Genomic DNA, 24471 nt, shown 5'->3' with positions numbered 1-24471 from the left:
TGTACCAAAGGTCGATTCACTTGACAAGAATCATGTTAGATTTTTTTACTTTTTGCGTCGGGAAAACCGCCACTACTTTTTGTAACATTTTACAACATCAATAAATGCTCTTACTTGCTTTAACTCAATTGACGATTCAAAGCCCAATAACCATGTATCACGTTCAATTGGCTTACCATCATCACCAAGCAGAGGTATTTTAAATACTCCTGTTTCTTCTTCTTTTAATGTTACTGAAGGTAAAATGGCATAGCCGATACCATTAAAAGCCATTTGTTTACACGTTTCAATTTGATCAACAACAATTGTTCGTTTTGGAGTTGTTTTAAATTGTCTATGCCACCAGTCTTGTATTTCTTGATAATAACTCGAATCGCTTTTAAATTGTATGAACGGTCTTTCTGTTTGTAATACATCTTCTATTTTCTCAATTTCAGTATCAACCAAATATAAAGTATCTGTTAAGAGGTGCTCTTTTATTCCTTTCCAGTCAGTGTTTCCTCTTATTATCCCAAGATGTACATGATCATCGTACATATTTTTTAATATTTCACTGCTCCATCCGGTAATAAGTGAGATTTTAGCATGTGGGTATGTATTTACATATGTTTTTAATACTTCCGGCAACCAATGTTGGCCAATAATCGAGGCTACTGCCAACTTTAATGTACCATGTACTTCATTTTCAAGATCAGTGATTTGCTCGCGAACCTTCTCCTCCTTATCAACAACTTCTTTTGCGAAAGTAATCACCTTTTCACCTGCAGGGGTTAGTAGCAACCCTTTTGGAGAGCGAATAAATATTTGGAAGCCCCAAGATTTTTCTATCGATTGTAGACGTTGTGATAAAGCTGGTTGCGTGACAAATAATCGTTCTGATGCCTTTCTCATATTCATTTCTTCTGATAAAACAACTAAAATTCTAAGTTCTGAGAGCTGCACTTTTATCCCCTCCATCTATAATATATCATTTCAAAAGGCTGTTTTTGCAAACATTGTTGCTTTACTTAGTTGTCGTTTTGGGTTGGTTTCCGCTGCAGAAAACAACAATCATTTAGAAAAGGGCCTTTCAAAAACAAAGGGTCTGACCCCCATAAAAAATATATAGAATAAAATTACAGCTTGCATCCTATATATCACTGTAGGGTCAGACCTATATCACACTTTTTTTGTTTTTGGTAAAAACACAATTAGTATGAAACTTAATACTGCAAAACAAAGTATATACCAAAAGACATGATGTAAGGAAAACTCAAGTCCGTTTTGTATCAAGAGAATGGTATCTTCCGTTAACTGACTTCGTTTTTCCGAATCTAATAAAGTTGTCGTTGAATCAATTGTCATCTCATTTGACGGATCGTGAGTTTGATAAAATTGAGCCAATTTGCTGTTAAGTATGCCCCCTAGTAATGCTGCACCAATCGTACTTCCTACATTTCTCATAAACATATTCGTTGCGGTAGCAACCCCACGTTTATGCCAAGGCACATTACTCTGTATAGAAACGATGAAGGCGGTTGAAGTTAAGCCCATTCCTACCCCAACTAAAAAAGAGCCACTAGCAGCAAATAATGGATTGTTAATTTCACTCAGTAATACAAATATTATGCCTCCGAGTATTAATGAGACACCACCGATTATTGAGGTTGTCCGAAATCCTATCGTTAATATAGCTTTTCCTGCAATCATTGATGCAATTGGCCACCCGATAGACATCGTTGTTAATGTTAACCCAGCAACGATTGCTTTTTCCTCCATGACACCTTGCACATATGTAGGTAGGAAAGTTGACAGGCCGATAAGTATGATTCCTGTTGTAAGTGAAGTAAGATTAGCTACTAAAATGGACCGTTCGTTCCATAGTTCAAATGGCATCATCGGCTCTTCAACTTTACGTTCTAATATAACAAATAAACACATTGATAAAACTGCTATTCCAATCAATATATAAACAGGTAATGAGTTCCATTCAAAGCGAACTCCTCCCTCAACAAGTATGTACATGAATGATGATATCGCAAGGGTAAGGAGAATTGCTCCTACATAATCAATTTTTGGTTTTCTTTTCTCGATTTCTTCTTGTAAAAACAAATGCAAACCGATTAGTGCAAGAATTCCTAGTGGGAGATTTAACCAAAAAACAAACCTCCAGCTGACAAATTCAACGAGTATCCCACCTAGAGCAGGTCCCATTATCGCGGAAATTCCCCAGACACTTGATAAGTACCCTTGTATTTTTGCCCGTTCTTCCTTTGTGTAGATATCACCAACAATTGTTGTTGCAATAGGAGTAACCGCACCAGCACCAAATCCTTGCACAAATCTTGCCAAAATAAGCCATTCAATTGATGTCGCAATACCACATAATAACGAACCAATTAGAAAAATGACAATCCCAATTGATAAGATTGGCTTTCTACCAAATAAATCAGATAATTTACCATATATTAATACTGTCACAGCATTCATTAATAAATAGGCAGAAAACACCCAGCTATATAGTGAGAAACCACCTAATTCGCCTACAATTGCCGGCATTGCCGTAGCTACAATTGTAGCTTCTATTGCAGCCATAAACATTGCAAGCATCACAGTTGCTAGAACTAGTGGCCTATTTGTTCTTTTTGTAGCAGCTTGTTTTTGCAGAGCTTGTCCCAAAGCTCTTCACTTCCTTTTCAAATACATTGTTGTATTAATCTACTAAGACCTACTTATTCTCATGTACCTTTTTGTAAGCGCTTTAAAATCGCTCTTCTTGTAAAAATACCTTCAAAAATCTTTTCACTATTTTGTACACAGACAAACGGGTGATTGACTAATAAATCCAACCCTACTTCTAATGTATCATCTAAAAATAGTCTTGGTATGTTTGTATCCATTACATCTTCTACTTTCATTGCCTCTAACTTTTCAAATTCAATACGCTCTAATCCGAATATATTATCCATAATTAAATTCATGCCGATTAAACCATGGAGTGCAAATGAAGGGTCTAATACAGGAATTGCTGTATACCCTGTTTTCGTTAAGACAAGAAGTGCATGTTCAAGATTATTCCCAATTTGAACATGTGCAACTTTATCACCTGGTATCATTAATTGTTGAATCGAAATATTCATTAACTCTTCATTTTCGAATTTAATCATGTCTGTTTCTTCCTCTCTACACATTATTTCCCATAATTAAACGAATGGATATCTTGAATGAAAATATATATCTTCAGCTTAGCATTTTGATATTAAATCAAGTAATGAAACAACACTATTTTATACTGAAATAAGAATAGAGTTCCCCATTTCTATGATAACATATTGTCGTTTTTGTTTATGTAGCACAATTCGATTATTTTCTGATTTAACTAGGCTGTTTTCGTAGACGTCGTTGCTTTATACATTTCAGGTCATTTCCGTCATCATCGAATCGCCATACGGCTCATTTTGATTCCTTTGGTCTTAGTCGTTGCCCCTCTGAGTTTGTACGTCTCGATGGGCATGTCACCTACGCTTTTCTTACCCCTCAGCGTAAAACGCCTGCTCTCGTCTCACCTTTCCCACGTCCCACAGGAGTCTCGCACTTATGCTCCAACCAACCCTTCGTAAAGTTTGTCCTAATAGCAACAATCTTTTAGATAAGAGCCTTAAACTTAAATATTAAAATCAAGGTTTAAGTGATTTAATAGTTTTTCATATGTAATGACATTCTAAAATACAAGTGAAAAATTTATAAAAAAAAGTGATTTTACGATCACTTTTATAAACATAAGTTTTAAGGTTTTGTCGCATGAATTTCTTACGTAATACGTAACTTTTCATACAGGGCAATAAGTCTTTTATACCGGTCCCACTCCATCGTCTTTGCCCCAATTTCATAATCGTTTAACTCACTGCATATAATTTCAATTGCATACTGTTGACTAATAAGTAATTCCACTAATAACCGATACTCATCTAATGTTATCTTATTCAAAGTCGCTTCCATGTTATTTCCTCCAAATGCCCTTTAATATCGCATTATTTTGTATACCTATTTGCATAGCTATAAGCGGTATAGGCTTCAGGTTTAATTCTAGCCTCAATTCCCATTGCTTCTATCCGCCCCGTCATCTCTTGTATTAACTCCTTCGTCATCCCTTTTTTGCCAATGTCGAGATGAATTTCAAATAACAAATCTGCACCTTCATAAGCAAAAGGAATCAACACATTTGTTAAGTCCTCTAAATAGATAGTGGTAAAATATGTCGCAATTTCTTGACTGAGTGTTGTTTCCATCGTGATCTTCTCACGCAAACTTAATACAGGTCTTTTTATTTCATATAATTTTAAACAACCCCATGCACCTTTTCCTTTCCGATGTAAATGAATCGCTGTAATAAACTTCGTTTGCAGCTGATGAACATGCGAATCTGTCCCAATCGATAATACGTACTCAGAACGTGGGTCTTTCAACAAAAAATCTTTCATACGCTCAATTACTGTTTGAAATGACATCTGTTTCTCGGAAACATTATAAAAGGTGAAGGTCTCGTTCATAGTATTACTCCTCACTATAAACATGTTTTTGGAGTTTTTTTCACATACATATTTCTTAATCAGTTATTAAAATAAATCATTGATTCTATTTATTGTTACATGTTTAAATGGATTTTGAAGTGTTCTCTTCTAACGTAGTAAACGAATTATCTATATTACAATCCATTATATGTAGGAAACGATAGGATTTATGTCTTTAAATATGACTACTTTCTAAAAGATTGTTGTCTTTGCACTATAATAACTGTAATTAGTTGTAGCTGAATTACGACACGATTGCAGGGTGTGGGAGAGGTAAGGATCCTCATGCGTTTACGGAGAGACTTAACATAAATATTCAAAAAAACGAAAAGGTCAGACTCTGCAAACACAATCAATAGATGAATATCGAGCTCGTCTATCGATTGTGTACGAAAAAGTCTGACCTTCAAGTAACTTCAGCCTTTACTTGTCTCAATATTTCGGATTGATGTTTCACAACGAGAACACGTAAAGATGACGTTTTGATTAGATTGTGCTGTTAACGTTTTTGTGAGTGGCTGATGTTCCATGCAAAATGGACATATAACTGTTGGTTCTTTTCTCATTATGCCACCTCCAAATTTTCTTGGTTATTGGAGTAAGTCGAAAATTTCCATTGCGATCATATCAATATTGTCAAATTGATATGATTGGGGTTTTTCCCCTTTTTGGTAAACCTCTAGTTCAAACGTATTACTCTTGTCAAAATATTTAACACTGCAACGTTTTTCTCCTTCAACCTCGAAAAAGCGTTGTAAAGGCTCGCCTGAACCTGAGTTTTCCTGTAAACTTTGTAGTCTTGTAATAATACCTAATAACTGTGACACTTCATATCCCCCTTCCGGAAGAGTTAACGTATAACTGTTTCCTGTACTTATATTGTTTGACTCTACCTTCGATTCTATCCACTAAACAACATTCAAAAATAAGTATCTTTACTTTGTGCCTTTTCAATTTTACACTATGTATGTAGGGATTACCAAATAAAATTGAAAATATACCGTAGTTTTAAAAGATAAGCCATTATGTAAAGGATCAAAAAGCGACATACGTTACTTTTAAATGCAATCGAAACATTTAGCCTTTATATTGTAACATACATTGCTTTCATACATGTTATTCAAAGTATCTTTTTTTGTATCGGAAAAATAAGAAGTAAGAGGAGAGAAATATGTCTAAAAAAGTCATCGTTTATACACAACCAAGCTGTCCACCTTGTAAAATTGTCAAACAGTTCTTAGACCACCACAATGTTGAATATATCGAAAAGGATATAAGTGTTGATAATAACGCGAGGAATACACTAATAAATGAACTATCGTCTACTTCGACACCTACAATTACAGTTGATGAACATGTCATTACAGGATTTGATCTACAGAGGTTAGAGAATTTGTTAGGTATTTAATATGTTAAACGAGAAAAAGCTTGGTGACCAGCCAAGCTTTTTCCATATTATTAAAAGGGGTTTGGGGAAAATCGAGAGCTTACTGACTAATCAATATCTATAAATAGAAATTGAATTCCGTTCTCATTTATAATGATAATGATTATCAGTATCATTGTCAACTTTTTTTTCAAATTAATGTAGAAGCATTTGGTAATGTTAAAGAATTTATTGCTAATAAAAAAACAGCGCTAACGCTGCTTTACCAAGAGATTGTATAAGCTAAATAGAAAATGTATGCCAGAGAAAAAATCCCAGCAATGAGACATGCTAAAAATATCGGGTTTCTAATATATGGATGTTCTTGGACTTTCTCATCGATTGGTCCATCATATTTGGCTCTTCTTGCACTAATATCTCTGCCTACTCTAAACGTATAAATTAAACTTATTACAGCGATAACAACTGCTAGGCCTAATAATATAGTTGAAAAATGGCTCATATTCCTGTCACCTCTAATGTTAAGATTCCACATATGACTAGGAATATACTCTTATTTAAAGTCTGATTTCAGATGGTTACAAATTTTCATTTTAATGCTTTTTTCAATGAAGAGACTCGGACATAACAAAAAACAACCTAGTTAAATATACGAACATTTGTTAAAAATTCTGCCAAGGTCGGTTGAATCTGATTGCGAGACTCATGCGAGATGTGTGGGAGCTGAGACTCATGCATGCGTTTACGCCGAGGAGTTCAAAAAGCGTAGGCGGCTTACCCATCGACGTACAAACTCAGACGAGCATCGACTAAGACCAAAGGCAATCACGAAGAGTCCTTGGTTGAATCGATGATAACTTATCGTAGGGAGAGGGTGACCTGAAGTTTGGTAGCACGTAGCCACAAGGAGCTATGAGGCTCACCACCCACCCCACTATTGCTGAGTACTGCAAGAGGAACCAACCAATTCGACAACTAAGTATAAAGCAACAATGTTTGCGAAAACAGCCTATCTTTAAAACCTTTTGTCTCAGCCTCACTGTATCAGCATATACGATTTATTGGTAAAACAATAAAATTTCCGAAAATAACATTCCAAAACATTCTTATAATAAACTTTCTTGTTCATATAAAAAATCATATGATAAATCAAGGAATAGATAATGGCTCTTATTAAGTGGATATGAGAAAGTACGAATTAATACTCCCTTTTCAATATCACTATATACATCACTCAGAAAACCTTTCTTATCAAACCTCATTTTTACAATATTCGCTAAGAAATAAGGACGCCAACTCCAATTTTTCATGTAATACTCTGGTTGTACTTCCCATTCAATATTTTTATAAACATTTACCGATTGTTGAAATCCATCTTCATCACATATGTATATACGAAAACAGCAATCATCCAACTCTATCGCTAACTCTTTTAACAGGTCATTATAATCTTCATAATGTTTACCATATTTTAATATTAGCTGGTGTATCCGATTATGGAAACTCTCCGTAAAGGAATATACTGTTTGCAATTTTTTCTTCTCTGAAGATATATAGTGTTGAAACTCATTAATAAGTAACTCTTTACGTTCATCCCGATGAATAAAGTGTCGCTTAGGCTTATCGAGGAAATAACCTTGATAATATCTCCCACCATTTTTCCAAGCATATTGAAGCTGAAAGTTTACCTCTATGTCTTCGTATAATAATGTTGCACCAATTTTTCGCGCTAGTAGCGAAATTGAAAATAGCACATCATAATACGATTGAAATGGAGAAGTTAAGCGCAGCGGCTGAAGGTCAATTTTTAATATATCTGGAGACAAATGGCCAATTCGATCCAGATTGCTGCTTGCTTTCCCAATATTATCAATTGCTATTTTAATCCCGTAGGTTTTGTAATATTGAAGAAGGTGATAAAGTTGACTAATATCACCTTTGAAGTTGTATTCTGTTATCTCAATAACAATTTGAGTTAACTGCAAACCTTTTTCTTGACCTTTAAGTAAAATTTGCAAAAAACTTTCTCCATGATCAAGCATGAGGAGATTCGCATCACGATTGATAAAAAGAAGCAATTCCAAATCATTTAGTTCTATAAATTCATCTATCGCGCGTTTGACCAGCCAATCATCGACTTCAATTCGGAATTCGTCGGGTATATTATCATCTTGAAAAAAAGAACCTAAACTATGGAACTCATCATTATCAAGCAAAATTCTACCTAGGATTTCATAACCGATAACCCTTTGTTCGTCAGCGCTAAATATTGCTTGATAATGTGGAATGATTTTTTCCATATTTGACATTATATCTAATGGATCCATGAAATCCCCCCACTTATCTATATAAGTAAGAATGATTATACCATGAATGTCATGAAATTATTATTGGCATCACTTATTAATAATTGTCTAAAAAGGGAATTGTCGTAACGATTGACCACCATCCATCGTAATACATTCTCCGTTCAAATATGAGGCCTCGTCGGATAAAATATAAGATGCTAAACCTGCTATTTCCTCTGGTGTTCCAAACCTTTTTAAAGGAATACTTTGTAGTGTATTATTAGCGGCTTCCGTAGAGAGTAGCAATTTATCTGCTCCACCAGTCCTCTCGATTGGACCAGGTGCGATTGCATTTACTCTAATTCCATATTGCCCACCCCATTCAACAGCCAATGTTTTTGTCATTGATAAAACTCCTGCTTTCGCTGCAGCTGAATGAATTACACCCGGAGCGGCATCCCATGCATAAGTAGCAACAATGTTTAGTATATTTCCTTTTTGTTTATTTTTTATCCAATAATTCCCGACAACTGAACTACAGTAAAAGGTTCCATTCAAAACAATATCAATGACTGAGTTCCAACCATTTACTGTTAATTTCTCTGCAGGACAAATAAAATTGCCTGCTGCATTATTAATCAAGGCATCTATGTGCCCAAATTGCTTATCAACAAGTTTAACCATTTCTTCAACCTTAGGATAATCGCGTACGTCAAGTTGAATTGGTAAAATTTCAACAGAATAGGCGGATTCAAGCTCCCTTTTTGTTTGCTCAAGTTTTTCAATTGTTCTTCCGATAATGGCAACTTTTAGTCCCTCTTTTGCAAATCTCTCAGCTATCGCCTTTCCAATCCCGCTTGTTCCACCTGTTATCAGGATAACTTTACTGTTCACTTTATCCCCTCCTATTATAGTAAGACTTTGTTCCAATAGCTTTTAAAATCTTAAAAAATCGTCATTTAGAAAGCAGTCTATCATTATCATATTTTCATTTATTAGTGAATATGAAAAAGAGATGAAATTGCCAATAATACTAACTAGTAAACACTTATTTTTATTAATTGCATTTTGCTAGATTGTATAGGCATTAAAATAAATCATGTTATACTAGAACAGTTAGCTTCTAAAAAAATATTTCTAGACATATTCTTTTTTATAAACACCTACTAATAGATAAGTTATTTTCATACTATTGTATAGTGCGTAGACCTCTGCGGGAAACGAAGATTAAGTTTGACATATAGAAGTAAATATACTTAATAATTCGAGGATTGGTAAGTAATCATGACTAAATTATATTCAAGAAGGTCTTTTCTAAAAGGACTCTTTTCTATCTCATTTGCCAGTTTGTTAACAGCTTGCGGCGGATATATATATGCTAGACATATTGAGCCAGCGTTACTTGATATTGTAGATAAAACAATTGTACATAAGAAAATCCCAAACTCATTTAATGGAGTAAAAATTGTTCAGTTTAGTGACACACATTTATCCGATTACTTTACATTAGAAAGATTAGATACGATTGTAACAAAAATCAACCAACTATCTCCAGATATTCTTTTATTTACTGGTGATTTAATGGATGAACCGAATCAATATCATGAGGTAAACAAAGTGGCACCTATCTTGCAAAAATTACATGCACGTCTAGGAAAATTTGCTGTTTACGGGAATCACGACCATGGTGGCTACGGTACAGATATTTATAAGGATGTCATTACGAACGCAGGCTTTACCCTGCTTCAGAATTCTGTTAAAAATATTGTTATAAACCAGGATAAAATAGCTATCGCGGGCCTTGATGACTTAATGCTCGGAAAGCCAAATTATCAATCTACTCTTGGGACTTTGAATGAGGACCAATTTAACGTATTACTTGCACATGAACCAGATGCAGCACTCGAGTCTAATTACTTTCATGTTGATTTACAACTATCTGGTCATAGTCATGCAGGTCAAATCCAATTGCCATTTTATGGTCCACTCATTACACCCCCTTATGCTTCCGTCTATCATGAAGGGATGTATGAAATTGGACAAATGCGGCTTTATGTTAATAGAGGCTTAGGAACTACTAGACTACCATTTCGCTTTTTATCAACTCCCGAGATTACAACTTTTACACTTTCTAATAAGGAAATACTTTAAAAGAAGGCTTTCCAAAATAATGGGTTGTTTGAAGAGGTATTATGATTTTTTGACTAGGTATTGAACATTACGAAACATGCTTAAATAGCCGAAAAAGCACCTGCTATACACGATTTAAACCGTTTATCCGTGTTTTACCTCTAATAAAACAATAACATCCCAAGCATGAGTCCTGCTATACTGCCACTAACCGTCATCGTTATATAAAGGAAGCAATGCCTATATTGTTTCCTTTGTATAAGCTGAACAGCTTCAACAGAGAAGGTTGAAAAAGTAGTAAAGCCTCCACAAAATCCTGTAGCAAGTAATAAAAGAAACTGTTCTTCTAGAGGTATCGTAACAAATATTCCTAATAAAAATGAGCCTAACCAATTGATAAACATTATAGCTAGCGGGATTTTATTATGGCGATGTCGGCTATTAAAATACTCTGATATGATATATCTAAACGCTGCCTCAAGCCCGCCACCTATCAACACCTCAATCATTGCTGTTCCTCGCGTTTAAGCGTACTGCCACAATCATTCCAGAAAATGCAACTGCAATACCTCCACAAATCGTAGCGATCATATATGATATAGCTAGATTAACAGGTAATTTTGTTACATCTAAACTAAAAGTTGACATAGTTGTAAAGCCTCCACAAAATCCAGTTCCAATCATTAATTTCCTCCATCTTTGTTCAGGTTCATTCAAGTATATAGTTATAAACCCTAATAAAAAACTACCGAATATATTCACTACTAGTGTTGAAGCAACTTCTAAATGAAGTGTGATTGAGAGGACATATCGAAAAAAAGAGCCTAAAGCACCTCCAATTGCAACTAAAAGACAATCCAATAATCTACTCATTGACATCCTCTCTCTTTTTTATGCAAACAACATAGCTTAAACATTGTGCATATTTATATTTAATAGTCTTACTCCATTATCTAGTTATTTTTCATTATTGACAAGATCGATAAAAACACTGCCTTATCAACTTAAGCAGCTTTACTTATAGGCAAGACAAAAAAAGAGAAGCAGGCTCAAGCCAAACTTCTCAAAGGATTATTCTTCATCATCCATAACGGAATATGCACGGTCAAATATGAGACATTGACTATCAATAACCGGGTCACCTTTATCCCTTTGAACATAATGATATTCACCATATTCATCTTGTTCACGTGCTTTTACATTATCTGCTAACGCATAAGCTAAAATACTGTTGATTCGTTTCTTTATCGTACCATCATATATCGGAAAGGAAATTTCCACCCGTTTCACCATATTTCTTGTCATTAAATCTGCTGACGATAAGAAGGTCTTTTCTTCCCCATTATGATGGAAAAAGTAAATTCTACTATGCTCTAAAAACCTACCAACAATGCTCCGAACCGTTATATTTTCACTAACACCTTTAATACCTGGACGCAAACAGCAAATTCCTCGAACAATTAAATCTATCTTTACACCTGCATTTGAGGCTTCATATAGCTTCATGATAATGACCTTATCTGTCAACGAATTCATTTTGGCAATAATCCGACCATTCTCATACCTTTTATGAAACTTAATTTCATCATCAATGTAACGTATAAAATCTTTCCTTATATCAAAAGGTGCTACAGACAAATGATGGAATTCAGGTTTCTCGGTGTAACCACTTAAATAATTAAAAAAGTTTGTAGCATCAATTCCAAATTTTCGTTTTGATGTTAACAATCCCATATCCGTATAAATTTTAGCTGTTTGATCATTGTAATTACCTGTTCCTAAATGGACATAGCGCTCAATCCGGTTATTTCGTCTTCTAACGACAAGTGTTATCTTACTATGTGTTTTTAAATAGGTCATTCCATATATAACATGACAACCGGCCTTTTCTAGTTCCTTCGCCCACTGTACATTATTCTCTTCATCAAATCTTGCTTTTAACTCAACTAATACGGTTACTTGTTTCCCTTTTTCAGCTGCTCGTTTTAATGCTTCAATGACGGGTGAATCGCCACTAACACGATACAGTGTCTGTTTTATCGCTAATACATCCGGGTCATCGGCAGCTTCTGACACAAAATCAATAACTGGTTCAAATGATTCATAAGGGTGGTGTAGAAAAACATCCTGTTCCGATACTTTATCAAAGATATTTTCATCTGAAGCAATATCTCGCGGTGGCTGTGGGATGAGTGTTTCATAGATTAGATGATCTCTTTGCTTAGCTATTTCCTTATAGAAACCAAATAATAATGTTAAATCTAATGGACCATCAATTTCGTAAACATCATCCTCATGAATTTCCAATTCTTGTGTTAAATAGTTTAATATTCTGTCATCGAAGCCTTGCCTTTGGATTTCTAATCGTACAGCTGCTCCCCACTTACGCTTTTTCAATTCTTTTTCTATTTCTTTTAATAAATCACGGGCACCTTCTTCATGAATTGTCATATCGGCATTTCTTGTGATACGGAATATGGATACAGACAAGATTTTATATCCTTTAAACAATTTATGAATAAAATGACTAATGATATCTTCAAGGAGTAAATATTGAACTTTACCGCTACCTGTCTCGATTTTCACGAACCGCTCTAAGACAGCCGGCACTTGAACAATTGCAGTTTTTAGCTGATTTTCTTCATATAAATTATCTTCAATCACAATTGCTAAATTTAAACTTTTATTTAATAACATCGGGAAAGGACGGTAAGCATCGATAGCTAACGGTGTTAAAACTGGAAAGATATGCTCATCAAAAAACGTTTCGATATTTCCCAATTCTTCACGTGATAATTCTTTCATACTAATAAACTCGATTTGTTCTTCTTTTAACCTAGGTAAAAGGACTTGATTAAATGTATTATATTGTAAGTTTACGAGTTTATGAGTTTTCTTACCAATCTCATTTAATTGTCTTTTTGGTGTTAAGCCTGCTTTATTCTCTGGTTTATTAAAGCCTGCTTTTACTTGATCCTTTAACCCCGCAACACGAACCATAAAAAACTCATCTAAATTCGAACTAAAAATAGCTAAAAATTTGAATCGTTCCAACAAAGGGTTGCGCTCATCAAGTGCTTCTTCTAATACACGTTCATTAAAAGCAAGCCAGCTGAGTTCCCTGTTGTTATAATACAATGGATTATTTAGTTCTACAGTTTTTTTATTTATCTCTGTTATATTCATCCTTTAGCCATCCTTTATCGACAATATCTTACATTAATAGATTTATTTTAACATTTACCTTTTTCCCAATTGTAAATTTATTGTAAATCTTTTGTTATATTTTTGTAAATAAGAATATTCCGAAAACATAGCCTTAATGATTATTATCAAAACTGTGATGATTTAGATATAATGTTGCGTTACAAAAGTGAAGAAAATTAATCCCCTTCAGGATATAAATCAGATAGGCTAGCTAAAAACTAGTTTGAGTTTTCAAATAATTAAAAGTGAAACTTTACAGTTATTGTTTTCTTCAGTACCTTCTCTAAATGCTTTTTTTGCTTTTCAACTTGATACTGTTCAGGCTTCCAATCCTTCCTACATTTTATCGAAAAAATAAGTGTCTCTTCATCTTGTAATTCAAGGTTTATCCTTTCGATAATATTCCGATTTGTTGCGTTTAAACTGTAGGCAAACTTGATGATGGAGCCTAATAACCGATATTTCGTTAACTCATCCTTTGTAAACCATTGACTAAATAATGTAACATTCTGTTTAAATGATGATTTATTAGTAAAAGAAGCAATTAATGCAATAATCATACGTTCACGGTGCATTAACCCATCTATTGTCCGGTTCGTTAACAAATAAAATGTATGCTTACTACTAGACTCACTGTCGATATAATTACCGATATTAAACACATATGTACCGCGTCGTAATAAAAGCTTGTCCTCCCTAGTAATAGTTACTAAACCTAACTTATTTAAATGTTCGTAAATAATTAAGGCACATTTTGTCACATAGAATACTTGATTGACATTAATTTGATAATCTGTTGCTAATTCATAAAAACTTTCTTCAATAACATTAGGAAAATAAGGAAACCCAAAATCCTTTGTTATTTCTTCGTAAAACACACCATCTCTTAAACCTTTCCTACTTAGGACAAACTTATCAGTCTGAACAATATCCATAATCATTTTAAACACTTCAATCGCCGGAATAATTAAATCTGCCCGATCTTTTGCAAGGCCCTCAACGCGTTGCAAATCATCAAAGGAGAGTGATTGTAAATATGTACTCATTAACTGAACATCAGCTGCATTCATCATATATTGGTGAACACCAGACAGTGGATAATTTATGTATTCTTGATGTACTTGAACAAGATTCCTTGCACTACCACCTATTCCGATTACAGGTAAACATTTATTGCGGATCCAATCTAATGTTTTAAATTGCTCATCTAAAAACAATCGTATAGCTTCAATCTCTTCTTCAGTAGGAGTTTCATCTTGAACAAATTGTTTTCGTAAAGACAGTGCACCAAAGGGAAAGCTTATATGATTTACTAATTGCCGATTTTTGAAGAATGTTATCTCTGTACTCCCGCCACCTATATCGATCGTGATTCCGCTTTCAATTGAAGTCGAATTAACAACAGCTAAATATCCGTAGTAAGCTTCTTCATATTCAGAAAGAACTCGAATAGTAAAATCAGTTTCTTCACTTACTCTCTTAATTACCTCTTGTTGATTAATTGCTTGACGAACTGTTGCTGTAGCAACACATTTAACATCTGAAAGCTCGTAATGTCTTGTCACTTCTTGAAATGTTTGAAGAGTTTCAATTAATAAATTAACACCCTTTGCTTCTAATACTCGGTCATCTGTTAAATAATTACGTAGCCTTGCAACAGCTTTTACATTTTCAATTTCCTTTAATCTGCCACTTTTTTCCCGTAAATATATGACAAGACGCATCGTATTTGAGCCGATATCAACGATTCCATATTTATCTTGTTCCATAACATCCACACCCTAACAAAAAATTTCAAATATTACTGTCACTTCTAATAATCACTATTTTCGCACCCTTAGTAAATCTGCTTTCAAAATAAGGTACATTATAACACAATTCAACATAACATATACTGTGTTTTTCATATATAAGTTAGTAGCATCTAATTACGTTTTTTTACAAGGCTGTTTTCGCAAACATTGTTGCTTTTTACTTAGTTGTAATTGGGTTGGTTTTTCCGCTACAGTACTCGCTTTCCGCGGGGTGGATGGTGAGCATCCTGATAGCACGCATCCCGCAGGAAACTCGCAATCAGCTCCAACCAACCTTTGATAAAGTCAATGCAAAAAGCTACATTTTTTAGAAAAAAACTCCCAGAAAGGAGTCAACAAATGATTCATACAGTGAGTCAAGGTGAAACGCTAACGATTATTGCAGCAAATTATCGAATTCCAATACAACAACTAGTGGCAGCAAATCAGCTTTCAAATCTAAACATGTTATATGTAGGTCAAAAAATTACCATTCCAACATTACCTGATCCGGAAATGATTCCTTATACTATCCATATTTCTGTCTCGAACCGCCGCCTAGTATTGCAACATAGCGGACAAGTAATAAAAGATTACCCTATTGCAGTTGGCAGCATGGTTACAGCAACCCCGATTGGTGATTTTGTAATTGTCAATCGCCAACCAAATCCCGGTGGTCCATATGGTTCGATGTGGTTAAGCCTATCAAAACTGCATTATGGCATTCATGGTACGAACAATCCATCATCTATCGGAAAAGCTGTATCACACGGTTGTATTAGAATGCATAATCAAGATGTAAATGATTTAGCCGCACTCGTTCCTAATGGGACTAGAGTATTTATTAGACCTTAAGATTTTATTAAGATTTCATTGATTACGTATAAATCATATATAAAATCCCTTATAATGACAAATGTAGTAATGGACCTAGTATTTAAGGAGCGTACAAATGAAAATCTTTCAAAATAAAAATTTTGTAAAGCTATTTTATGCAGCTTTATTTTCACAAATGGGAACGACAATAGGAAATATGACTTTTGCCTTTTATCTGTTAGACCATTTTAGCAATCAACCCTCTTATGCAACTTTTGCGGAGCTTATGTACTCATTACCAACAATACTTGTATTTTTTCTTGTTGGAGTTGTTGCTGACCGTTTTGACCGTAAGAAAGTTGCTGAAAATTGTGATTGGATTCGTGCCGGTCTAACCGTCATTTTGTTTGGTTCTTTGTTTTTAAATTCTATTCCTTTAATTTTTTTCATTCTGTTTCTACGAAGTGCTGTAACGAAATTTTTCTTTCCGGCAGAAAATAGCCTTGTACAAGGCATTTTAACGAAGGAACAGTATGCACAAGCTGCTGGTCTAAATCAGATGTTATTTAGCATTTTTATGGTTTTCGGTGTAGGAATTGGAGCTGCAATCTACAAAACTGTTGGTATACACGGTGCCGTTATCGTAGACTTTTTGAGCTTCATTATCTCAGCCTTCCTGATTCGATCATGTAATATTCCAACTTCAGCAAGACTTCCAAACGGTAAGGTCAAATGGAACGAAATGAGTTTTAAGTCTTCTTTGAGGGATTTTAAGGACGGTTTTATCTATATTATTAAAAATCGTTTATTAGCGGTTTTAGTCTTTGGTTTTTTTATTTTCGGGATTGTAAATGGAGCTTTTGCCGTCTTACCAATGTTCACTATGAAGTATGAATTATCACCAAACAACTATGAATGGTACGCATCCTTTTTTGCAATTTCATTAGGGTTTGGACTACTAACTGGTAGTGGTATTGGAACGCTAATAGCGTCCAAGTTTAAACCACATCAATTAATGATTTACCCCATTTTAATAACAGGAGTGCTTATTTTCTTTCTAGGCTTTACTAGTAATGTTGCGGTCTTTTTAGCAGTAGTGTTTATTATTGGAATGTGTCTAGGTCCAATAAATATTGCCATTGGCGGATGGCTACCTAAGATTGTCCACCCTAAATTAATGGGGCGGGTTAGCGGATGGATTGACCCATTAATGATGTTAGCTCAATCTTTGACATTAGGAATCATAGCTGTTATTTTCCCACAATTTGTGGTTGATATTGATTATTTATATTACGGAATGGCCGCGATAATCCTACTCGTCTTTATTTTCTATGCACTCACGTTACCAAAACTAAGCAAGGCATTTGATTTGAAAGAAAAAAAGCTAAAGCGACAAGAACAAAACCAACCCAATATAAAATCAGTTTAGAAGAAGAGTGCTAATACTCTTCTTTTATTTTTTTTCAGGGTTATTGTAGGTTTGTTTATAATGGTTCATATGATTGGATAGCCTTTTGTTAATTGAAAAGGAATATTCCTAATAAATGTTGCATTTTCATCTATAGGAGCTATAATTTATATAAGGCTTTATATAGGTAAGTATTGTTTTTAATACTATTGGCACAGATTTTTGAGACGCTATCGTGAAAAGCAAGTTGAACTCTCAGGTAAAGTCGATTTTGATCACACATTAACCTATGCCAGAAATACTAGAAAAAGTATGAAACATTGAAAAGGAGAGAAACAATGGACGACCAGAAACTCACTACCGAAAACCTCGCACGTGCTATTTACGTTGTTAACAGACACGCTAAAACCGCACCTAATCCCAAATTTCTTTACTCTCTAAAAAAGAAAGCCTTACTTAAGCTTGTCCTCGAAGGAAAAGCAAAAAAAGAAGGACTACATTTTTCAAACAATCCAAAATACAGTAAACAACAGTCCGATGTGCTCGTTTCAGCTGGAGACTACTACTTTCATATGCCTCCAACAAAAGATGACTTCAACCAACTTCCACACTTAGGCTCTTTGAATCAAACATATCGTAACCCCAAAACACATATGTCCTTATCAAAGGCAAAAATATTGTTACAAAACTATGTTGGCGTGCATGAGGACCCACAACATTCAAAAACATACAATAAACATAAGCGTACATACGAAAAACCGGTGTTCAAAAAACTGGGAGAAAGTTATCGCTAATTTGCAAACAACTTACAATACCTATATTCTAACTAATTGACTATAGGCTTTAGAAACAGGAAACGAAACAGCCCCATAAACACAACTTGACAGTGTTGGTTTATGGGACTACTTGTTAGACTCAAATTATTTCATTGTTATAAAATATACTTGTCAATATTTTCAACTAGTTCACTTATTTCAGGTTTACTAATTTGTGCACTTGCACCAACAATATTTCCTTTATGACGTAAATCATCTGTTATAAGCGATGAGAAGATGATGACAGGAAGTTTACTTAAACCTGAATGTTCCTTAATCCGCTTCGTTAAATGATGCCCATCCATTTGAGGCATTTCAACATCTGTAACTACGATTTGTACTTCATCCTCTATAGCTCGTCCAGATTCAACGATAGATTCCAAATACATTAATCCATCTTTTCCATTTTCAAAAAATTCAATTTGTGAGAATCCTGCTTCAGTTAATGTCTCTTGCAATAACTTACGTAGTAACGGAGAGTCCTCACAAGCAACAATTCTCTTTGTCGAACGTTCTCTCAACCCTAACTTTTTCACTTGCTCAACATTAATACCCGATTCAGGGTTTATATCTACAACAATTTTTTCGAAATCTAATAATAATATCATCTCACCATGTAGTTGGACGACTCCAGTAATTTGACTTTCCAAGCCTTGATAAATACCAGATGGCTTTTCAATATTTTCCCAGGAAATACGATGAATCTGAGTAACGGCATGGACATGAAAGACAACTTTCGTCTTATTAAATTCTGTTACAATAAATTTTTCAGCCAATGGGTCGTTACTAGTTGAAAATCCTAGGACCTGTGCAACATTTACAACGGGTAAGATTTCTCCTCTTAATTCTATAATCCCTTCAACGTTCTGATGTGCATGTGGTATTTTCGTAACTTTTACAGGTTGGATGATTTCCTTCACTTTTATAACGTTTATACCAAACTTATTATCTCCAACACAAAATTCTACGATTTCTAATTCATTTGTTCCACTTTCAAGTAAGATTCCTTTTTGTTGGTCCATTTTCTTCTTCCTTCCATGTTACTCTATCGTATTTATTATATCGGTTATTTTTTTTATTTTTAAAGTAGTCCTTTATTATATATTTATACTGTACTAAAATTTCAACAAGAGCAATTAGGACTGAAAATGTTCTAAGATTTACCTTTGGTTTAATTTGGGCTCACTCGTAAGGCTGTTTTCATAAAAATTGTCGCTTTTAACTGAGTTGTCGTTTAGGCTTTGTCTCCTCTTGCAGTAAACGCTTTCTGCGAGGAGTGGTGAGACGATTATCTCCGGTGACAGTAACAAGAAAACATCAGGTCGTCTCCCAAACGGTAAGTCATCATTACGATTTGCTGTACAGCTTAGCGTAATTCCTAAACTCTTTATTCGATGGGCAAGCTGCCTTCGCTTTTCGATTCCCGTCGCAACCGCCTGCAGAAGGCTTGCAATCAGCTCCCCCCTAGTAAAGATCGTACAAAACCAAAACTCTTAGAAAAGAACTTTATTTCGCTACCAAATGAAACTAACGGTAAATTGGAGAGATTTTGGCATTATTCGTGAAACGTGGAGTTTTCGCGAAGGAATATTAAGGTGGGATGCTGGTAAAACGATTGTACAAACTGGGAGCTCACGACTGTGTAAAAAGGAAATACGATAAAGCACTTCGAAAAGTCATTGATGCTTTAGTAAGAAGATGCCCCTCCAGTTTTGCTAATTAATTGTTAGCTTCCATAGCTAGAGAGGCCCACCTCCTACTTTTGCTTCTTAAGTGCACTGATAGTGAAATGAACGCTAAACGACTACTTTGATTAATAAAAACGCTGACGAATTAGCCTAAAATAAATACGTTAGAACCCGTTCATCAGCTAAATTTGTATCAATTGGACACTTCTTAGCATCTCTCCCGTATTTCCATATCCATACGTTTGCCTTGCAGTTAGGTTTAGTTGGTTTAAATCTCGGCGCCTTACGTTCTGAGGATGCACCAGTTTCCGGATCTGCACTCCAGAGCACTGATTGATTAGCAACTTCATTATCTTCTTTTACAGCCTGACTATATGCCTTTGTAAACTCTCCTTTAACCGGGTCATGAAAAAAACCACAACGATAACCTGAAGGATTAATCGTCTCAACCCAACCCTTAATCCAATTAACATCAACCTGATAATCATTTTCAATGTTTGCAAAAAGCATTGTATTTTTAGGTATTCCTAGTCTTCGCGCATGAAAAATGGCATTTCTAGCAGCTACTTGTGCTTCTTCATACCCTATTGTTTCTGTCATTACATTGTAAATAGGTAAAACTTTTACCCCTTTATTACGAATAAACTGGATTTCTTCTCTCGTTAACCCTGTTGATACTTTTGTTTTTCCAGTTAAATATCTTCCCCAATATTTTGGTAGACCCAATTGGTTTTTTACACGTTCATATAATTCCTGATCGACTGGATTTGCTGAGTCAACTCCCCAGATTTTACGTGCCAGAGCCCTCACAACCTTTCTATCCATACTCTTCTCATTTATATGTATGAACAGGTTGTCTAAACCATATAACTTGACAATATTCATAACTTTGAATGTTTGACACATGTATGACTGATTTCATTTGTGCCATCCTAAAAAGGATTATTTATCATTAATTGATTAAGTGAAAGGAAGACTTATGGAAAAATTATTTCGACTTAGAAAGTATGAATCAACCATTAAAAAAGAAGTACTCGCTGGCACAGTTTCTTTTTTTACAATTGTTTACATAGTGATCGTGAATGCGTCAATTTTAGCAGATGCAGGAATACCAATCGAGGCAGGAATTATTGCTACTGTTTTGACATCGATTGCAGGATGCTTCATCGTTGGAGTTTATGCAAATACACCTTTAATCCTCGTACCTGGTATGGGTGTTAATGCATTATTTACATATACGATTGTGAATGGCTTAGGACTAACTTGGCAAGAGGGGTTAGCTGTTGTCTTTATTTCAGGTATCTTATTTATTATTATTTCATTCTCTAAACTAGCAACGTTTATCTCGTCCTCCATTCCTCACTCTTTAAAAGAAGCAATAACTGTTGGTATCGGTCTATTTTTAACATTTATTGGCCTTCAAAAGGGCGGAATTGTAGTTCAAGATGCTTCAACATTTTTAACAATTGGTCATGTTAGTAACCCAGAGGTAATCCTTACAATTTTAAGTTTACTTATTACGATAATTCTTTTTTCAAAAAATGTACCGGGTCATTTTTTAATTAGCATTTCTCTTGGAACAGTAATAGCTTGGTTAATCGGACAAGGTCCTTCTGTCGAATATACAGAAAATAATTCCGTTGCTAGTTTTAAGGAAGTTTTCCTAGCCTTAACCTTTACTAGGATTACCGATTTATCATTTTGGCTAGCAACTTTTTCATTAACAATGGTCATTGTCTTTGAAAATATTGGATTAGTGTATGGTCAAGTACATATGATAAATCGGCCTGATTCTTATAAACGTTCCTTTCAAGCTAATGCATTATCAACGGTTACTTCAGCACTCTTTGGTTCAAGCCCAACTGTTAGTACTGTAGAAACAGCAGCAGGTATAACAGCTGGTGGAAGAACCGGATTAACTTCAATCACGACAGGACTGCTTTTTATTTTATCCTTATTTTTTATACCATTGATTAAGTTAATTCCAAATGGTGCAATTGCACCAATCCTAATTGTTATCGGGAGTTTGATGCTGCAAAACATTAAACATATCGACTTGGAGGATTTCAGTGAATGCTTCCCTGCTTTTTTAATTATTACATTCATACCTTTTACTTACAGTATTATTGATGGGATGGCATTTGGTTTTATTGTTTACCCAATTTTAAAAATTGCCGTAGGGAAATTTAAAGAGGTCAAGCCTACTTTATATGTCATCTCTCTGTTATTTTTAATAAACATATTATTCCAGTCAGCTAAATATTAGCTGCTAAAGCATAATATAATTTTGTTTCCTTATACTAACTAGTAATAGTTTTAAACATATATTCAACAATCCTAATATACCTAATAGTTAGACTATATCGAATTTAAGGTGAGGTTAAAGATGAAACTTCTAATAGTGATAATGATACTTTTTGTTTTAACAGCATGTAACAATACAAATCAAAATGATGCCCAAGCAAATAAAGATACAAATAGTGGTATTGTCCAAACTGGGGATGACCATATAAAAAATACCGATGAAATATTAGTTGAAGTCAAGGATGAAACATATGACGATAATGACCGTAATCGCCTTAATCAAGCAGAGGCGGAGGAACTAGTACGAGAAAAACTAGGTATAAAAAAAGATGACGACCTTTTTGTACAATATGACCATATCGAGGATAATGATTACATTGTACATGTATATTCGACAAATGCATCTCATGAAAAAAGCGAAGGCTGGTATTTAGTCAACCTGCAAACAAGAACGGTAAAACATTTAAAAAGATAGATTCACCTTAAAGCAAACACGTATATAATTGGGGAAATCGATTGTTGGTTAAGTGTAGAAGGTAAACACAAGTTATTTCACTGAAGTTTGTAACCAAATCGAACCTTTTTATGAATTCTAGTAGAAGAGGATGACTGTTTGAACGATCAACCAATGAGTTCATTCTTTTATCCCCTACTCATCTTTATTAGGTAATCACCTATTGCTTGTCAGTTGCATATCGTAACGTGAAGCATGATGGGAGAGGAGATTTAAGTGAAAATGAACCCTTATAATCGTCAATTTACAATTCAAATCCCTGGATTTCCGCAATTTGGGGAACAGGCTGGTTATCAACCAATAGGGCAACCACCATTCGGACCGCCTCCAGGAGTAGGTCAAGGTGGATTTGGAGGTCAAGGCGGGTTTGGTGGACCAGGATTTGGTGGAGGACCAGGATTCGGGGGAGGTTCCGGTTTTGGTGGAGGTCAAGGCGGTCCACCATCAGGCCCACCACCAAGTACGATTCCAGCTGAGCAAAATTCAGGCTTCGGTGTGTTTGCAGTAGACCCCGGAGGTATTCGCGGTTGTTTGTACCGTTTCACTTACATTCGTTTAAATAACGGACGTGGTTTCTGGTTTTATCCGACATTCGTAGGCAGAAATTCAATTGCGGGATATCGTTGGAGAAGAAATCAATTCCGTTGGGAATATTTTGGTATTGATTTAAATCGTATTCGTTCGTTTAGTTGTCGTTAAGCGTAACATTTTATTGAAGAGTTTCTGGATTGGAGCGAGAGCCACTTCCTTTAAGCGAACAGTCCGATTTATAGAAAGAGTCAAATACCCGCTCCAATCAAATGAACATCATCGCCATTAGTAACTGGTGAAGTTGACACTATAAATTCTGTTTCTAGTTAATATAAGCAAAACAATTATGGTGCGGGACAAAGGATAAGCTTCACCTAAAAGGTTTATTTGTCTCGCTCTTCTCATTTACATTTTTACATTCTCTTAAAAAATAAATATAATCTGTCGAAATGGATTGTTTACCTAGTTGACGAAACATTGCAGATAAATTTCCACGATGGTATGTACCGTGATTGGCAATATGAGTAATTAATTCGGAAACAGTATTAATAAAATATTCACCTTCTGAGTTTGTATATGCTATTTGTTTTGTATCACTATTTAACTCCAAAAAACACTCATAATCATGAAGGACCTTACTATATTCTTGAGATAGTTGCTCAAGTGTCACTATCTCTGTTTGCCTCGGTTTATCTCCTGTAAGTCTTGAAAGCCATAATTTATCTACTTCAATCATATGCTTACATGTATGGTATATTGATGGAAAAACACTATTTATTTGTTGATGATAAAAAGTATCTGTATAGCTATTTAAATGATTTAAAATTCTTAACGTTGCCCACTTATGATACGCAAATGAATTAATGGTATTTATCATCATATTCCCTCCAATTGTCAATAACTATGCTTATTATAATTGGAAGTTACTATAAATGAAATGTATTTGAAAACAATAGTGATCGATTACTTTAGAATTATTATTCAATAAAAAAATAATAAAAAGAAGTTCACGTAAAAGTATTTAACGAAATCGTAATGCT

General features: G+C 34.6%; 25 protein-coding genes. 8 read left to right on the top strand and 17 right to left on the bottom strand.

Annotated elements, in window-relative coordinates:
• Window positions 1-72: 72 nt before the first annotated feature.
• The 7 genes from ccpC to J2S19_RS03695 form a co-directional block, all read right to left on the bottom strand.
• The gene (ccpC, locus tag J2S19_RS03725) at window positions 73-942 is read right to left on the bottom strand and encodes a transcriptional regulator CcpC (RefSeq protein WP_307337390.1); all 870 of its coding nucleotides are present in this window, start codon (window positions 940-942) and stop codon (window positions 73-75) included.
• Between the two features lie 216 nt (window positions 943-1158).
• Window positions 1159-2658 (bottom strand): MDR family MFS transporter, encoded by a 1500-nt coding sequence (locus J2S19_RS03720; RefSeq protein ID WP_370875038.1) that lies wholly within the window; start codon window positions 2656-2658, stop codon window positions 1159-1161.
• 59 nt (window positions 2659-2717) lie between these two features.
• Window positions 2718-3146, bottom strand: coding sequence for a cyclic-di-AMP-binding protein CbpB (gene cbpB, locus J2S19_RS03715; RefSeq protein WP_307337387.1), 429 nt, complete (start codon window positions 3144-3146; stop codon window positions 2718-2720).
• A 643-nt stretch (window positions 3147-3789) separates the two neighbouring features.
• Window positions 3790-3978, bottom strand: coding sequence for an antirepressor AbbA (gene abbA / locus J2S19_RS03710; RefSeq protein WP_307337384.1), 189 nt, complete (start codon window positions 3976-3978; stop codon window positions 3790-3792).
• A gap of 32 nt (window positions 3979-4010) precedes the next feature.
• Window positions 4011-4529, bottom strand: a complete 519-nt coding sequence (locus J2S19_RS03705) for a ribonuclease H-like YkuK family protein (RefSeq protein ID WP_307337381.1) — start codon at window positions 4527-4529, stop codon at window positions 4011-4013.
• A gap of 437 nt (window positions 4530-4966) precedes the next feature.
• Complete coding sequence (locus J2S19_RS03700; RefSeq protein ID WP_307337378.1) at window positions 4967-5116, bottom strand: hypothetical protein; 150 nt, start codon at window positions 5114-5116, stop codon at window positions 4967-4969.
• 24 nt (window positions 5117-5140) lie between these two features.
• Entirely contained in the window at window positions 5141-5377 is a 237-nt protein-coding gene (locus J2S19_RS03695) for a YkuJ family protein (protein WP_307337375.1), read from the bottom strand.
• Between the two features lie 344 nt (window positions 5378-5721).
• Between J2S19_RS03695 and J2S19_RS03690 the strand changes: the two genes are divergently transcribed.
• Window positions 5722-5958 carry a glutaredoxin family protein gene (locus J2S19_RS03690; protein ID WP_307337372.1) on the top strand — a complete coding sequence of 79 codons (237 nt, stop codon included), beginning with the start codon at window positions 5722-5724 and terminating at the stop codon, window positions 5956-5958.
• 241 nt (window positions 5959-6199) lie between these two features.
• On the opposite strand, the gene J2S19_RS03685 is transcribed toward J2S19_RS03690, so the two are convergent.
• The 3 genes from J2S19_RS03685 to fadH all read right to left on the bottom strand — a co-directional run bounded on the left by J2S19_RS03685 (window position 6200) and on the right by fadH (window position 9119).
• On the bottom strand, window positions 6200-6439 hold the full coding sequence (locus J2S19_RS03685) for a hypothetical protein (protein ID WP_307337369.1): 240 nt from the start codon (window positions 6437-6439) through the stop codon (window positions 6200-6202).
• Window positions 6440-7043: 604 nt separating this feature from the next.
• Complete coding sequence (locus J2S19_RS03680) at window positions 7044-8264, bottom strand: EAL-associated domain-containing protein (protein WP_307337367.1); 1221 nt, start codon at window positions 8262-8264, stop codon at window positions 7044-7046.
• A gap of 87 nt (window positions 8265-8351) precedes the next feature.
• Window positions 8352-9119 carry a 2,4-dienoyl-CoA reductase gene (gene fadH, locus J2S19_RS03675; protein WP_307337365.1) on the bottom strand — a complete coding sequence of 256 codons (768 nt, stop codon included), beginning with the start codon at window positions 9117-9119 and terminating at the stop codon, window positions 8352-8354.
• Window positions 9120-9509: 390 nt separating this feature from the next.
• Between fadH and J2S19_RS03670 the strand changes: the two genes are divergently transcribed.
• Entirely contained in the window at window positions 9510-10376 is an 867-nt protein-coding gene (locus J2S19_RS03670; RefSeq protein ID WP_307337363.1) for a metallophosphoesterase, read from the top strand.
• A gap of 140 nt (window positions 10377-10516) precedes the next feature.
• On the opposite strand, the gene crcB is transcribed toward J2S19_RS03670, so the two are convergent.
• The 4 genes from crcB to ppx all read right to left on the bottom strand — a co-directional run bounded on the left by crcB (window position 10517) and on the right by ppx (window position 15331).
• A complete protein-coding gene (gene crcB / locus J2S19_RS03665; RefSeq protein WP_307337361.1) occupies window positions 10517-10864 on the bottom strand; it encodes a fluoride efflux transporter CrcB in 348 nt (115 codons plus the stop codon).
• Complete coding sequence (locus J2S19_RS03660) at window positions 10857-11228, bottom strand: fluoride efflux transporter FluC (protein WP_307337358.1); 372 nt, start codon at window positions 11226-11228, stop codon at window positions 10857-10859. Before J2S19_RS03660 ends, crcB begins: the two co-directional genes overlap by 8 nt.
• Window positions 11229-11426: 198 nt before the next feature.
• Window positions 11427-13541 carry an RNA degradosome polyphosphate kinase gene (locus J2S19_RS03655; RefSeq protein ID WP_307337355.1) on the bottom strand — a complete coding sequence of 705 codons (2115 nt, stop codon included), beginning with the start codon at window positions 13539-13541 and terminating at the stop codon, window positions 11427-11429.
• A 260-nt stretch (window positions 13542-13801) separates the two neighbouring features.
• Complete coding sequence (ppx, locus tag J2S19_RS03650; protein WP_307337352.1) at window positions 13802-15331, bottom strand: exopolyphosphatase; 1530 nt, start codon at window positions 15329-15331, stop codon at window positions 13802-13804.
• 384 nt (window positions 15332-15715) lie between these two features.
• Here ppx and J2S19_RS03645 point away from each other — a divergent pair, with 384 nt between their 5' ends.
• The 3 genes from J2S19_RS03645 to J2S19_RS03635 all read left to right on the top strand — a co-directional run bounded on the left by J2S19_RS03645 (window position 15716) and on the right by J2S19_RS03635 (window position 18373).
• The gene (locus J2S19_RS03645; RefSeq protein WP_307337349.1) at window positions 15716-16210 is read left to right on the top strand and encodes a L,D-transpeptidase family protein; all 495 of its coding nucleotides are present in this window, start codon (window positions 15716-15718) and stop codon (window positions 16208-16210) included.
• A 97-nt stretch (window positions 16211-16307) separates the two neighbouring features.
• Window positions 16308-17600 carry a Mef(A)/Tet(V) family efflux MFS transporter gene (locus tag J2S19_RS03640; RefSeq protein ID WP_307337346.1) on the top strand — a complete coding sequence of 431 codons (1293 nt, stop codon included), beginning with the start codon at window positions 16308-16310 and terminating at the stop codon, window positions 17598-17600.
• Window positions 17601-17917: 317 nt separating this feature from the next.
• On the top strand, window positions 17918-18373 hold the full coding sequence (locus tag J2S19_RS03635) for a YkyB family protein (protein WP_307337344.1): 456 nt from the start codon (window positions 17918-17920) through the stop codon (window positions 18371-18373).
• Window positions 18374-18510: 137 nt separating this feature from the next.
• On the opposite strand, the gene J2S19_RS03630 is transcribed toward J2S19_RS03635, so the two are convergent.
• Window positions 18511-19416, bottom strand: a complete 906-nt coding sequence (locus tag J2S19_RS03630; RefSeq protein ID WP_307337341.1) for a chemotaxis protein — start codon at window positions 19414-19416, stop codon at window positions 18511-18513.
• Window positions 19417-20232: 816 nt separating this feature from the next.
• Window positions 20233-20883 carry a glycoside hydrolase domain-containing protein gene (locus J2S19_RS03625; RefSeq protein WP_307337550.1) on the bottom strand — a complete coding sequence of 217 codons (651 nt, stop codon included), beginning with the start codon at window positions 20881-20883 and terminating at the stop codon, window positions 20233-20235.
• Between the two features lie 178 nt (window positions 20884-21061).
• On the opposite strand from J2S19_RS03625, the gene J2S19_RS03620 reads away from it, so the two are divergent.
• The 3 genes from J2S19_RS03620 to J2S19_RS03610 all read left to right on the top strand — a co-directional run bounded on the left by J2S19_RS03620 (window position 21062) and on the right by J2S19_RS03610 (window position 23599).
• Window positions 21062-22348, top strand: coding sequence for an NCS2 family permease (locus J2S19_RS03620; protein WP_307337338.1), 1287 nt, complete (start codon window positions 21062-21064; stop codon window positions 22346-22348).
• A gap of 120 nt (window positions 22349-22468) precedes the next feature.
• Window positions 22469-22861 carry a hypothetical protein gene (locus tag J2S19_RS03615; protein ID WP_307337332.1) on the top strand — a complete coding sequence of 131 codons (393 nt, stop codon included), beginning with the start codon at window positions 22469-22471 and terminating at the stop codon, window positions 22859-22861.
• Between the two features lie 261 nt (window positions 22862-23122).
• Complete coding sequence (locus tag J2S19_RS03610; RefSeq protein WP_307337548.1) at window positions 23123-23599, top strand: hypothetical protein; 477 nt, start codon at window positions 23123-23125, stop codon at window positions 23597-23599.
• A 202-nt stretch (window positions 23600-23801) separates the two neighbouring features.
• Here J2S19_RS03610 and J2S19_RS03605 read toward each other — a convergent pair whose 3' ends face one another.
• Window positions 23802-24308, bottom strand: coding sequence for a DinB family protein (locus tag J2S19_RS03605; protein WP_307337329.1), 507 nt, complete (start codon window positions 24306-24308; stop codon window positions 23802-23804).
• Window positions 24309-24471 lie beyond the last annotated feature (163 nt).

This window comes from Metabacillus malikii (assembly GCF_030813355.1).
Taxonomy (GTDB): Bacteria; Bacillota; Bacilli; order Bacillales; family Bacillaceae; genus Metabacillus; species Metabacillus malikii.
This window is presented reverse-complemented; position numbering and strand designations above follow the sequence as displayed.

Excerpts from the sequence above, each read along its gene's own strand:
- abbA (WP_307337384.1), bottom strand. The coding sequence starts at position 3,978 with ATGGAAGCGACTTTGAATAAGATAACATTAGATGAGTATCGGTTATTA.
- J2S19_RS03620 (WP_307337338.1), top strand. The coding sequence starts at position 21,062 with ATGGAAAAATTATTTCGACTTAGAAAGTATGAATCAACCATTAAAAAA.
- J2S19_RS03690 (WP_307337372.1), top strand. The coding sequence starts at position 5,722 with ATGTCTAAAAAAGTCATCGTTTATACACAACCAAGCTGTCCACCTTGT.
- J2S19_RS03680 (WP_307337367.1), bottom strand. The coding sequence starts at position 8,264 with ATGGATCCATTAGATATAATGTCAAATATGGAAAAAATCATTCCACAT.
- J2S19_RS03655 (WP_307337355.1), bottom strand. The coding sequence starts at position 13,541 with ATGAATATAACAGAGATAAATAAAAAAACTGTAGAACTAAATAATCCA.
- crcB (WP_307337361.1), bottom strand. The coding sequence starts at position 10,864 with ATGATTGAGGTGTTGATAGGTGGCGGGCTTGAGGCAGCGTTTAGATAT.
- J2S19_RS03635 (WP_307337344.1), top strand. The coding sequence starts at position 17,918 with ATGGACGACCAGAAACTCACTACCGAAAACCTCGCACGTGCTATTTAC.
- J2S19_RS03605 (WP_307337329.1), bottom strand. The coding sequence starts at position 24,308 with ATGATAAATACCATTAATTCATTTGCGTATCATAAGTGGGCAACGTTA.
- J2S19_RS03660 (WP_307337358.1), bottom strand. The coding sequence starts at position 11,228 with ATGAGTAGATTATTGGATTGTCTTTTAGTTGCAATTGGAGGTGCTTTA.
- J2S19_RS03645 (WP_307337349.1), top strand. The coding sequence starts at position 15,716 with ATGATTCATACAGTGAGTCAAGGTGAAACGCTAACGATTATTGCAGCA.
- J2S19_RS03700 (WP_307337378.1), bottom strand. The coding sequence starts at position 5,116 with ATGAGAAAAGAACCAACAGTTATATGTCCATTTTGCATGGAACATCAG.
- J2S19_RS03670 (WP_307337363.1), top strand. The coding sequence starts at position 9,510 with ATGACTAAATTATATTCAAGAAGGTCTTTTCTAAAAGGACTCTTTTCT.
- J2S19_RS03630 (WP_307337341.1), bottom strand. The coding sequence starts at position 19,416 with ATGGACCAACAAAAAGGAATCTTACTTGAAAGTGGAACAAATGAATTA.
- J2S19_RS03615 (WP_307337332.1), top strand. The coding sequence starts at position 22,469 with ATGAAACTTCTAATAGTGATAATGATACTTTTTGTTTTAACAGCATGT.
- cbpB (WP_307337387.1), bottom strand. The coding sequence starts at position 3,146 with ATGATTAAATTCGAAAATGAAGAGTTAATGAATATTTCGATTCAACAA.
- J2S19_RS03705 (WP_307337381.1), bottom strand. The coding sequence starts at position 4,529 with ATGAACGAGACCTTCACCTTTTATAATGTTTCCGAGAAACAGATGTCA.
- J2S19_RS03685 (WP_307337369.1), bottom strand. The coding sequence starts at position 6,439 with ATGAGCCATTTTTCAACTATATTATTAGGCCTAGCAGTTGTTATCGCT.
- J2S19_RS03640 (WP_307337346.1), top strand. The coding sequence starts at position 16,308 with ATGAAAATCTTTCAAAATAAAAATTTTGTAAAGCTATTTTATGCAGCT.
- ppx (WP_307337352.1), bottom strand. The coding sequence starts at position 15,331 with ATGGAACAAGATAAATATGGAATCGTTGATATCGGCTCAAATACGATG.
- J2S19_RS03610 (WP_307337548.1), top strand. The coding sequence starts at position 23,123 with ATGAACCCTTATAATCGTCAATTTACAATTCAAATCCCTGGATTTCCG.